Source organism: Romboutsia sp. 1001216sp1 (genome assembly GCF_039841805.1).
GTDB lineage: Bacteria > Bacillota > Clostridia > Peptostreptococcales > Peptostreptococcaceae > Romboutsia_C > Romboutsia_C hominis.
The window spans coordinates 18,768-31,528 of sequence record NZ_JBDPHA010000012.1 but is presented as its reverse complement, the minus strand read 5'-3'; the positions used below and the strand labels follow the sequence as shown (position 1 = coordinate 31,528).

The window sequence follows — 12,761 nt, the reverse complement described above, 5'->3', positions numbered from 1 at the left end:
TAATTTTATTTTATACTACACATCTTTTCTAATAGTTCTTCCAACTCAATCACTATATTATACCCTATTTTTTCACTTGTTTTGTATCTTGTTATTGGAGCAAGTATTATTTCATCTTTTAACTGTCTAACTTTTTCTATCTTTAGCTTTTTACACAATGTTTTTATATATGCTATTCTTAATAAACATTTAACAGACTTAGGTATATCAGAGAATCGATCCTCTAATTCCTCTTCTACTTCCTTCATATCTTCTTTATCTTCTATAGATGCAATTTTTTTATACATTTCTATTTTCATTAACTCATCACTTATATAACTATCTGGTATATAAGCATTTACACTTAAATCTATTTCTACATCTATTTCTTCGATAATAGCCTCACCTTTAACCTTTTTAATAGCTTCATTTAACATCTTGACGTATAAATCATATCCTATTACAGCCATATGCCCATGTTGCTGAGATCCAAGTATATTTCCTGCACCTCTTATTTCAAGGTCCCTCATAGCTATTTTAAACCCAGAACCAAATTCTGTAAACTCCCTTATAGCTTTAAGTCTTTTCTCTGCTACTTCACTTAATACTTTATCCTTTTCATACATTAGATAAGCATAGCCTTGTCTTGAACTTCTTCCTACCCTACCTCTTAACTGATAAAGTTGTGCAAGGCCCATCTTATCTGCATCATATACTATCATAGTGTTAGCATTAGATATGTCCATACCAGTTTCTATTATAGTTGTACAAACCAATACATTATAATCTTTATTTAAGAAACCTAATATTATATCTTCTAAAGCTTTAGAAGTCATTCTACCATGAGCTACGGCTACTTGAGCATCTGGTACTAAACGTTGTATCATACTAGCCATTTCTTCAATTCTTTCTACTCTATTATATACAAAGAATACTTGACCTCCTCTTGCTAGTTCTCTCTCTATTTCATCTTGTATAACACTTTCTTTTGCTTCTGTAACATAAGTTATTACAGGATGTCTTTCTTGAGGAGGCTCTTCTATAACACTCATATCTCTTATTCCACTTAGCGACATGTGTAGTGTTCTAGGTATAGGTGTTGCTGATAAAGTTAATACATCCACTGTTGATTTTATCTTTTTAAGAGCCTCTTTATGTCTTACTCCAAATCTCTGCTCTTCATCTATAACAACTAATCCTAAGTTAGGTAAGTTTATGTCCTTAGAAACTATTCTATGAGTACCTATAAGTACATCCACCAAACCTTTTTTAGCATCTTCAATTATTTGTTTTTGTTGCTTAGGAGTTTTAAATCTACTTAATACTTCTACTCTTATTGGGTAATTATCAAAACGCTCCCTAAAAGTATTATAATGCTGTTGAGCTAGTATTGTCGTTGGAACTAATACTGCAACCTGCTTTTGCTCCATACAAGCTTTAAAAATAGCTCTTATAGCTACCTCAGTTTTACCATACCCAACGTCTCCACAAACAAGTCTATCCATAACTTTATCTGATTCCATATCTTTTTTAGTATCTTCTATGGCTTTTAGTTGGTCATCTGTTTCTTGATGTGGGAATAATGATTCAAACTCTAGCTGCCAAGGAGTGTCTTCAGAGAATTTGTAACCTTTTACTTTTTCACGTTTAGCATATAGCTCTATAAGGTCTTTTGTCATATCCTCTATTTCTTTTTTAACCTTAGCTTTTGCCTTAGTCCACTCATTTGTTCCTAATTTATTAAGCTTTACCTTCTCTTCCTCTACCCCAATATACTTTTGGACTTTGTCCATTTGGTCTATTGGTACATATAAATTGTCTCCACCTTGATAGACTATCTTCATATAGTCTTTTTTTACGGCATTCACAGTTATTTGCTCTATTCCTGTGTATCTACCAACTCCATTATTCTCGTGTACAACATAATCTCCTACACTTAACTCTAAGAAAGATTCTATTTTTTTACCTTTTTTAGATTTTTTAGACTTAGATGACGATGTTCTTTTATGTACACCTATCATTTCATTATCAGTTATAACTGCATACTTTATAGATTTATACTCAAATCCACTACTTATACGAGCTGGTATTATTATTATTTGAGACGATTTTATCTCTATATCCCTACTTTCTGAGATAGTTGATTCAAGCCCTAAATCCAATAAATCTGAATTTAATTTCTTAGCTCTATCAAGAGTATTCGTAGCTAAAATTATTTTATATCCATTGTATTTTAATCTATTTAATTCCTCTACTAATATATCTACCTTAGCATTAAAAGTTGGTATTTCCCTAGCCTCAAAGTTTACAATTGATTTTATATTAAAATCATTTATAGGCTTTGGTAGTAAAGTGTTTATTACAAACTTTTTATTAGATGCAATAAATTCTAAATCTGAATAATGATATAAAAGTTTCCCTTGATTTTTAAGTGCCAATCCTCTTTCAAGATTTACCTTATAATTTTCTTTGAAAGTATGTATATAATTTTCACATCTTTCCTTAAGTCTGCTTATATCACTTATAAATACTATTGCATCTTCACTTAAATAATTAAAAATACTCTTATTTTCATCTGTATATATATAATCTATATAATTTTCTATTCCTTCAAAGTAAGTCTTATTAAATATCTTATCTATATTCTGTAAAACATCATCATCTGTATGCTTACTAACATCTTTTTTCATTCTAGCCACAGATTCATCTATATTTTTAGGGTATATAAACTCTCTAGACGGAGTTATAGAAAATTCTTGTATCTTTTCAATAGATTTTTGCGTAAAAACATCAAAAGTTCGTATAGATTCTATTTCATCATCAAATAGCTCAATACGAATTGGATTTGTGTATTCTAGGGAGAATATATCTATTATTCCTCCCCTTATACTAAACTGACCAAAACCTTCTATCTTAGAAACTCTTTCATATCCTAACTCAACTAATCTCTCACTTAGTGATTCTACATTTAGAGTATCACCTATCTTATGAGTTGATATATTCTCTAAAAGAACATCTTTAGGTATATATTTTTTTAAAGCAGCTTCAATAGATGTTACCAAAATTATTTCCTCACCTTTAGCCAATTTTAGCAACACCTTTAATTTTCTAGCTTCTTCATTTCTATCCTTTGCATCTAAATGGTAGAAGTAAATATCTTGAAAACCTAAATACTCCACCTTATCCTTAATATAAAAGTTTAAATCATCATATACTTTTTTAGCCTCTAAATCACTACTTGTTATAATTATCATTTGTCTAGATAAGTCCTTGTATAGTGAATATGCAATATGAGGTTTTTGTACAGGTAAAAGCCCATTAATAAGTAATGAGCCTTTGTTTTTCTGTATAGAGTTTATAACTTCTTTATATTCTTTGGAATTTTGCAAAGGGTATACAAATACATCATTCATATTAATTCCCCCTCACTATCCATTATATTTGTTCATAGATAAATCTATATCTTCCTTTATTATAGTCTCAACAGCATGATATGCTTTTTCAAGACCTCTTTCTAAATCATCAACTTCTTCTTTTCTAAATCTTGAAAGAACGAAATCTGCTAAATCTTGGCCTGGCATAGGCTTAGATACTCCAACTCTAACCCTTGGAAATTCTGTTGAACCTAAACACTTAACGATCGATCTCATACCATTATGAGTTCCACCACTACCTTTTTTTCTTATTCTTAGTTTACCCACATCTAAGTCAATATCATCATATATTACTATTATATTGCTCAAATCTACCTTATAGTATTTATATATATCTATTAAAGTTTCACCACTTAAATTCATGTATGTTTGTGGCTTAACTAATAGAACTTTTTCAGAACCTATTCTTCCTTCTCCTATTAAGGCCTTATGCTTTATTTTCGTCACTGATATGTTATATTCCTTTGCAAGAATATCTATAACATCAAAACCAACATTGTGTCTAGTTTTTTCATATTTCTTGCCTGGATTACCTAACCCTACTACTACGTACATATTTTGTCCTCCTCTATTTACTTATTATGCTAAAATATAAATTTAATATATCATAATTTGTTATTATTATTGTTATTGTTGCTAAAGATATAAATGGTGCAAATGGTATTTTCCTCTCCTTATTACTTTTATACAAAAGTATATATATCGAATACGGACAAGCTAAAATAAATGATAAGGCGATTAAATACATTGAATAGTTATGCCCTAATACAAAACAACATAAGCAGTATACGCCTATGTCTCCTTGTCCTAATGATTTTGTTGTTGTGGCTAATATATATGGTACAATAAGTCCTATTAATAGTGCAATGATATGGCTCATTGTGTTAACATCATACTTTATTGTAATTAGAAAAATTCCACCTTGAATTATTATACCACTAAGTACAGTTATATCATATATATATGTAGTATGATAATCTATTATTGATATAACTATTATAAATGGTATTAGCGATAAGTACTTTATTGACTCTGCGTTTACTCCATATTTGTAGTAGATTAAAGACATTGATAACAGATTTAATGTGTAAATTATTATTGTATTTAGCTTATTTTGATTAAGTTCATCACATATTTTATATATTTTTTTATTGCATATATATGATGTTATTATTGAAATTAATACTATATATATCATAATCTAAACATAGTAATAGGGTCAATTTAATTATTGACCCTATTTATATTATCTAATCATAAAAACAAACTCATATACCAATCTATTATAGATGTTCCACATAGAACATTAATTAATGTTCCTATGGATATAAATGGTCCATAAGGTATCATTGAATTATATTCTTTGTTTTTTATCTTGCTATATATTATAGTACAAACTCCGTAAATTGCTCCTACATATACACTTAATAATACTGTTAGTAGTCCATATTTCATTCCTAAAAATAGTCCTACCATACCAAAAAGTTTGATGTCTCCCCCACCCATTACTTCTTTTTTTACTAATAGCTCTATCAGATATATTAGTACTAGTGTACCTCCTCCACAGATTAGCCCTCCTAGTAAACTTTCTTTTAACCCGATTCCTTGTCCTAGGATATTAAAAGCTAGAGCTCCTATACTACCGAAAATTATTAATCCATCGGGTATTATATAGTGATCTATATCTATGAAGGTTATTATTACTAATAGTGATACTAATAACAAGTAGTATAGTGTTATAGTGTTTAGTCCGTATACTTTATATACTAATACAAACAATATACCTGTTAGAAGTTCTACTAATGCATATCTTGGCGGTATCTTTTGTTTGCAGTATCTGCATTTTCCTCCTAGAAAAGTCCAGCTAAGTACAGGGACTAAATCTAATGGCCTTAGTCGTGTTTTGCAATTGTAGCAATGTGATGGGGGATTTGATATTGATTGTTTATTTGGTATTCTGTATATACATACGTTAAAGAAGCTGCCAAATATTATTCCAAATATAAAAAAATATATATAATACATTCCCATCTGTCAATTTATCTCCTTGTTTAATTTTTTATCATATTATAAATAGTTTACATATCCTGAGTCACATTTAAATTTTAGTATCAAGTTTATATCATCTATAAAAAATTTTACTTTTTCTCATTATATTTTCCAATTTTATCTATATATTTTTGTATTAAACTGTTTATATTTAGTTGCTTGATTAATAATTAATCCCTCCAACTAATCTAGATGTGTATTCGTAGTCAGAGCACTTACTTAATACACTATCTCTTGATATTTTTCCTTCTCTGTATAAATTTACCAAACCTTGATCCATAGATTGCATACCTAACTTAGAGCTTGTTTGTATAATATTTTGTATTTGATATGTTTTATTTTCTCTTACTAAGTTTCTTATTGCTGGTGTGGCTACCATAACTTCTAATGCTGCGACTCTATTTGTTCCATCTATAGTTTTTATTAATTGCTGTGATATAATCCCTTCACATACTGTTGATAATTGAGTTCTAATTTGCTGTTGCTGTTCCGGTGGGAACATATCAACTATTCTATCTATTGTCTTAGCCGAGCCTACTGTATGTAAAGTTGAGAAAACTAGATGTCCTGTTTCTGCAGCAGTTAAAGCTATTGAAACAGTTTCAGGATCTCTCATTTCTCCCACTAAAATAACATCTGGGTCTTGTCTAAGCGCTGATCTAAGTGCTGAATTAAAGTTTTCTGTATCGCTACCTATTTCTCTTTGATTTACTATTCCTTTTTTATGATGATGAACATATTCTATAGGATCTTCTAGCGTTATTATATGTCTCTCTTGAGTTGAGTTTATTGTGTCTATTAAACTAGCTAAAGTTGTGCTTTTACCGCTTCCTGTTGGTCCCGTTACGAGTACTAACCCTTTACTCTTTTCTGTAAAACTAGCTATAATATCAGGTAATCCTAAGGTTTTAAATGACGGTATTTTAGATGTTATAGTCCTTACAGCTATTGCATATTTACCTTTTTGCTTATATGCATTTATTCTAAATCTATCCCCACTTTTAAAAGATACGGATAGATCCACTTCTCCGTGTTCTTCTAGAATTTTAAATTTTTTATTTCCTGCTATTTCCCTGGCCATAATTTCAGTGTCTTTTTCAGTTAAACTTTCTTCATTTAACTTTACGAAGCTTCCTTTTATCCTAGCTATCGGAGGAGTATCTACTGTTATATGTACATCTGATGCTCCTAACTCTACTGCCATTTCTAATAAATTAAATATATTCATAATTTTCTCCTCATATATTATAGTTTTTAAATATACTGCTATAGTAAACTTATATAATTAAATTGCATCTTATAAAATTTAAGATGCAATTTGAATGTTGTATATTAAATTTTTAATTTTAGTGTATCTTGAAATAGATTATACTTTTCTGGCTTTTTAGTATTGAGGGTTATCTGTGTCTAACCTAAGGATATCTTTTTCTGATCTATAGACTATAAATTGGATATTAGCTGAAATATCTCCTCTAGCTTTAGATTAAATTCTTCAAAAACTTTTAAGGCTTCTTTAACTTCGTTATTTCTGTATCTGTTAATACAAGGTCTAGTAACTCCTGACCTTGATCTTCAACTTCTCTCATTACTTCAGAAATTATTTAAGCTAATATATATAGTCAATGTCCTAAATCTTTTTTTAGCTTAATTTTACCTGAATCACTTATTTTACCTTAAATTCCATATTAAACTTTATCAAATATTCTTTTATCCATTTTAATTGCGATAAAATAAAAGGATACCTATATAGGTATCCTTTATCTATTTGACTAGAATAACTTACTAACTGACTCGTTAGCAAATATTTTCTTTATAGCATCTCCAAATAATGGAGCAACTGTTTCTATTTGTACTTTATCTATTTTCTTTTCTTCTGGAAGTTGTATAGTATCTAAAACTATTAATTCTTTTATTGCAGAGTTTTCTATTCTTTCCATAGCTGGTCCTGATAATACTCCATGAGTACAGCAAGCATATACATCTTTAACACCAAATTCTTTTAAAGCATTTGCTGCATTTGTTATAGTTCCCGCTGTATCTATCATATCATCTAATAATATAACATTCTTACCTTGCACATCACCTATTATGTTCATTACTTCACATACGTTAGCTTTAGGTCTTCTCTTGTCTATTATAGCTATTGGAACATCTCCGTTTAAATTGTTAGCAAAGTTTCTTGATCTTGTTACACTTCCTAAATCAGGTGAAACTACTACTAAATCTTCTATATTCTTTTTGTTGAAGTAATCAGCTAATATGCTTCCTCCTTGTAAATGATCTAGTGGTATATCGAAGTAACCTTGTATTTGTGCAGCATGTAAGTCCATAGTTAATACTCTGTCTGCACCTGCTGCTGTTATTAAGTTTGCAACTAATTTAGCTGTGATTGGATCTCTTGCCTTAGCTTTTCTGTCTTGTCTTGCATATCCATAGTAAGGTATAACTGCAGTTATTCTTCCTGCTGATGCTCTTCTTAATGCATCTATTATTATTAATAATTCCATTAAGTTGTCATTAACTGGACTATTAGTTGATTGAACTACGAAAACATCACAACCTCTTACTGTTTCATTTATGTTTACGCTTATTTCACCATCACTGAATGTACTTACTTGGCAGTCACATAATTCTACACCTATATGATCTGCTATTTTCTTAGCTAATTCATTAGATGCATTTCCTGCTATTATTTTTATTTCGCTTCCGCTAGTGTTCATGTAAATCCTCCCAAAATTTTTGAAACTTTGTTTAATTTATTTAAAATCTAGGCTTTTGCCTAAAAAAATAATAAGCTGTTTAGTTGCTATTTTTTATCCTTTTGATCTTTCTTCTCTACCCAACCTTCTTTGTTCACTTGTCTTTGTCTTGCTACTGCAAGCGCCCCTTGTGGAACATTGTCTGTTATAGTTGAACCTGTTGCTATATACCCTTTTTCTTCTACAGTTACTGGTGCTACTAGATTAGAGTTAGAACCTATGAATGCTCCATCTTTTACTATAGATTTTGCTTTATTTTTACCATCATAGTTTACAAATACTACTCCACATCCTATGTTTACACCTTTTCCAACATAAGCGTCTCCAATATATGCTAGGTGAGATGCTTTAGAATTATCTTCTATTGTAGCATTCTTAACTTCTACGAAGTCTCCTATCTTTACATTGTTCCCTATGTTACTCTTAGGTCTTAAATATGCATATGGTCCTACTGTAGTGTTTTCTCCTACTACACTATCAACTATAGTTGAATTTTTCACCTCTGTATAATCGCCAATTTCTGAATTTGTTATACTACAATTCATTCCAATTATACAACTTGAACCTATTTTTGTACTTCCCATTAACATAGTTCCTGGATATATTACTGTATCATTTCCTATTTCAACTCCAGCTTCTATATATGTTGAATTAGTATCTATGATTGTTACTCCATTTACCATGTGAGATTCATTTATTCTTTGTCTCATTATTTGTTCTGCTCTAGATAACTCTACTCTTGAGTTTACACCCATTAGTTCTTCTATTGTAGAACCGTTGAAAGCTCCTACTTTAAGACCCTTATTTCTCATTATTTGTATAGTATCTGTTAGGTAGTACTCTCCTTGTGCATTGTTGTTATCTAATAAATCTAAAGATTCTCTTAAACTCTTTCCATTGAAGCAGTATATTCCTGAGTTTATCTCTTTAGCTAACTTTTCTTCTTCTGAAGCATCTTTTTGCTCTACTATTTTTAGTAAATCTGAATTTTCATCTCTGATTATTCTTCCATACCCCGTTGGATTGTCTACTACTGTTGTAAGCACTGTTGTGTGATACTCATTTTCTATGTGATAATCGAATAGTTTTTTAAGTGTTTCTTCTTTTACTAAAGGTGTGTCTCCGCATAATACTACGATTATATCTTCATCATTTATGTATTCTTTAGCCATCATGACAGCATGACCAGTACCTAATTGCTCCGTTTGCATTGCTATCATTGTATGTTCTGGTAGTTTTGATTTTACTACTTCACTTTCGTGGCCTAATATTGCTACTATATCGTTAACCCCTGAATTTTTACATACATCTATTACGTGGTTAACCATTTCTTTTCCACATACTTTATGAATTACTTTTGGGAATTTAGACTTCATTCTCGTTCCTTTTCCTGCTGCAAGGATTATAGATTTAAAGTTCATTTCTCCACTCCATTCTTTATAACTATTTTATCTATGTTATTATATTATGTATATAATATAGTTTGTATACAATACTTTGTTACTACTAATTAATATAACACCTTTTGTCAAAAAAGTATACATTTAAACAAAAATTTTAAATATAAAAAAGAGTCGAATAGTTCGACTCTTTATAATAAACAATAAAAAAATTCTATTTAATTATTCAGCTGCAACTTCTAATTGAGCAACTGCTTCATGATATGCATTTAGTACTGCATCTTCTAATACTTGTCTCATCTCTGCGTTTATTGGATGAGCTATATCTCTAAAATTACCTTCCCCTATTTTTCTACTTGGCATAGCGATGAATAAACCATTATGTCCTTCTATAACCTTTATATCATGTACAACAAATAAGTTGTTAAAAGTTATAGACACTATACACTTCATTTTTCCTTCGTCAGTTATTTTTCTTATTCTTACGTCAGTTATCTTCATCCTTTTATATCCCCCTTTTGAATTTGACAAATTAATGTATTTATAAATTTTATATATATATTTACTTATAGTTTAGTATTCTATTAAATATTTGAATATCCTTTTTTATTTTTTGAAAATTTATGGTTTTTGTAAATTTATTTTTTACCTAATCTTCTATTATTTCTTCTATGTCACAATCCCCTTCGACAAATTCTTTCTGATATTCATCTTTAAATGTCTTTAAATTTGGTTCTACTATTATATTATCTCCATTTACATCTAATTGAATTAAAGATATATAATCTTTTACCATTTTGTCTTCTGGCTTCATTGTAGATATAAATACTCCCGTTCCTATAACTTCCGCTCCAAACTCACTCATAAGATCTGTCATACCTTTGATTGTACCTCCACCTCTCATGAAGTCATCTATTAATATAACTTTGCTATTCGGCTTAACTGCTCTTCTTGGTAAACTCATACTTTCCACTTTAGAAGTATTTCCACTAACATAAGTCATACTTAGTGTAGGTCCTTCTGATACTTTTATATCTTTTCTTATTATAACAAGTGGTAAATTCATTGCTTTAGCTGTCATAAGAGCCATTGGAATTCCTTTAGTTTCCATTGTCACTACGCAATCAGCTTCTGCATAATCTATATTTGATGCAAATATTTTACCTATTTTTGATGCTATAGTAGGATCATATATTAAGTCTATTAAATATAAAAATCCTCCTGATAATACTCTAGATTCGTCACTTATTTTTTGACATAATTCCATTAAAAATTCTTCATTTTCTGCTTTTGATGTCTTTGGTATATATTTTACTCCACCAGCTGCTCCTGATATTGTTATTACTTTCCCTAGTTCTAATTTTTCAAAGACATTTTTTACTACTATTAAATCTTCACTTATTGTAGATTTAGCAGCATTAAATTTATTTGTAAAATAGCCTAATGTAAATATCTTATTTGGATTGTCCGATAATATCTTTACTATGGCACCAATTCTTTCCGTTCTTTTAAATTTCATGCATTTAACCTCCTACGATTGCAGCTTCTTCTATATAAACTAAATAATGCATAACCATGTTTATTATGATATAATAATGGTTATGTTTTAAGCAATTTTTTAATATATTGTATATGTAATATAGTATATGTATATTAATCATTAAATATTGAACATTATACTATTATACCACAAACATAGTTCATATTGTAGGGCTTAATTAAAAGAAAGGTGGTTTTCTTATGAAGATACATTTCATTGGAATCGGTGGCATAAGCATGAGTGCTTTAGCTGAAATATGCCTTAATAAAGGATATAAAGTTTCTGGTTCAGATTCAAACGAATCTTACTTATTAGATAAACTTAGATCTCAAGGCGCTAATATATTTATAGGACATGAAAAAGAACATTTGGCAGATGATGTAGATATGGTTGTTTACACTGCGGCAGTTCATGATGATAATGCTGAGCTTATTGCAGCTAGAGAAAAGAATAAACTTGTTGTAAACAGAGCTACTTTCTTAGGTCAAATAATGAGAGAGTACAAAAATTCTATAGCAATTTCTGGTACTCATGGTAAAACTTCAACTACTTCTATGTTATCTACTATATTCCAATATGCGGATTTAGATCCAACTATATTAGTTGGTGGAAATTTAAGTAGTATAGGTGGTAATGTTAAAATAGGTAACTCTGATCATTTCATAACAGAGGCATGTGAATATGTTGATAGTTTCCTAAACTTTAACCCTAAGATATCAACAGTTTTAAATATAGAGGAAGACCATTTAGATTACTTCTCAGGCTTAGATGAAATAAAAGCATCTTTTAATAAATTTGGTAAATTACTTCCTAAAGATGGTTATTTCATAATAAATGGAGATGACGAAAATACAAATGATATATTACACGACGTAAAAGCTACTGTTATAAAATACGGTACAAATTTAGATAATGATGCTTTAATTAAAAATATAAGCTTCAATGAAAAAGGTCATGGTATATTCGAGATAGAATTGAATGGTAAAAATTTAGGTGTATTTGAACTTTCTGTTCCAGGACTTCATAACATCTACAACGCTACTGCTGCTATATTAGTTGCTTATGTTTCTAATATAGAATTAGAGCTTATAAGAGAAAATATAAAATCTTATTCTGGTGTTGGAAGAAGATTTGAGGTTAAGGGTAAATATAATGATGCATTAATAATTGATGATTATGCTCATCACCCTACTGAATTAAAGGCTACTTTATCTGCTGCTAAAAAGATGAAGAAGTCTAAGTTATGGTGTATATTCCAACCTCATACTTACACTAGAACTAAGTCTCTTTTAAATGAATTTGCTGAAGCATTTTATTCTGCTGATAAAGTTATTATAACTGACATATACGCTGCCAGAGAAAATGATCCAGGAGATATTCATTCTAAAGATTTAGTTGAAAAGTTATATCAAAACCATGTTGATGTTGCTTATATAAGTAAGTTTGAAGATATAGTTGACTATCTTCGTGATAATGTCTCTTCTAATGATTTAGTAATAACTGCTGGTGCAGGACCTATATACAAGGTAGCTGAAGAATTAGTTGAAAATTAATAAACAAAAAGGATATACTAACTAGTATATCCTTTTTGCTTATTAAA

Annotated in this window: 10 protein-coding genes; 1 reads left to right on the top strand and 9 read right to left on the bottom strand. The window is 29.6% G+C overall.

Annotated elements, in window-relative coordinates:
* Nucleotides 1-5 precede the first annotated feature (5 nt).
* The 9 genes from mfd to purR all read right to left on the bottom strand — a co-directional run bounded on the left by mfd (nucleotide 6) and on the right by purR (nucleotide 11,140).
* A complete protein-coding gene (mfd, locus tag ABHC41_RS11400; protein ID WP_195238523.1) occupies nucleotides 6-3,392 on the bottom strand; it encodes a transcription-repair coupling factor in 3,387 nt (1,128 codons plus the stop codon).
* A 15-nt stretch (nucleotides 3,393-3,407) separates the two neighbouring features.
* Nucleotides 3,408-3,968 carry an aminoacyl-tRNA hydrolase gene (gene pth / locus ABHC41_RS11395; RefSeq protein ID WP_092921454.1) on the bottom strand — a complete coding sequence of 187 codons (561 nt, stop codon included), beginning with the start codon at nucleotides 3,966-3,968 and terminating at the stop codon, nucleotides 3,408-3,410.
* A 13-nt stretch (nucleotides 3,969-3,981) separates the two neighbouring features.
* Entirely contained in the window at nucleotides 3,982-4,611 is a 630-nt protein-coding gene (locus tag ABHC41_RS11390; protein WP_271893863.1) for a prepilin peptidase, read from the bottom strand.
* A 56-nt stretch (nucleotides 4,612-4,667) separates the two neighbouring features.
* Entirely contained in the window at nucleotides 4,668-5,444 is a 777-nt protein-coding gene (locus tag ABHC41_RS11385) for an A24 family peptidase (protein ID WP_092921458.1), read from the bottom strand.
* Nucleotides 5,445-5,625: 181 nt separating this feature from the next.
* A complete protein-coding gene (locus tag ABHC41_RS11380; protein WP_092921460.1) occupies nucleotides 5,626-6,690 on the bottom strand; it encodes a type IV pilus twitching motility protein PilT in 1,065 nt (354 codons plus the stop codon).
* Nucleotides 6,691-7,231: 541 nt separating this feature from the next.
* Nucleotides 7,232-8,182 carry a ribose-phosphate pyrophosphokinase gene (locus ABHC41_RS11375; protein ID WP_092921462.1) on the bottom strand — a complete coding sequence of 317 codons (951 nt, stop codon included), beginning with the start codon at nucleotides 8,180-8,182 and terminating at the stop codon, nucleotides 7,232-7,234.
* Between the two features lie 86 nt (nucleotides 8,183-8,268).
* Nucleotides 8,269-9,642 (bottom strand): bifunctional UDP-N-acetylglucosamine diphosphorylase/glucosamine-1-phosphate N-acetyltransferase GlmU, encoded by a 1,374-nt coding sequence (glmU, locus tag ABHC41_RS11370; protein ID WP_092921463.1) that lies wholly within the window; start codon nucleotides 9,640-9,642, stop codon nucleotides 8,269-8,271.
* Nucleotides 9,643-9,843: 201 nt separating this feature from the next.
* On the bottom strand, nucleotides 9,844-10,122 hold the full coding sequence (gene spoVG / locus ABHC41_RS11365) for a septation regulator SpoVG (protein WP_092921465.1): 279 nt from the start codon (nucleotides 10,120-10,122) through the stop codon (nucleotides 9,844-9,846).
* Between the two features lie 148 nt (nucleotides 10,123-10,270).
* Nucleotides 10,271-11,140, bottom strand: coding sequence for a pur operon repressor (gene purR, locus ABHC41_RS11360; protein WP_166504664.1), 870 nt, complete (start codon nucleotides 11,138-11,140; stop codon nucleotides 10,271-10,273).
* A gap of 221 nt (nucleotides 11,141-11,361) precedes the next feature.
* Between purR and murC the strand changes: the two genes are divergently transcribed.
* Nucleotides 11,362-12,714 (top strand): UDP-N-acetylmuramate--L-alanine ligase, encoded by a 1,353-nt coding sequence (murC, locus tag ABHC41_RS11355; protein ID WP_092921469.1) that lies wholly within the window; start codon nucleotides 11,362-11,364, stop codon nucleotides 12,712-12,714.
* The last annotated feature ends 47 nt before the right edge of the window (nucleotides 12,715-12,761 follow it).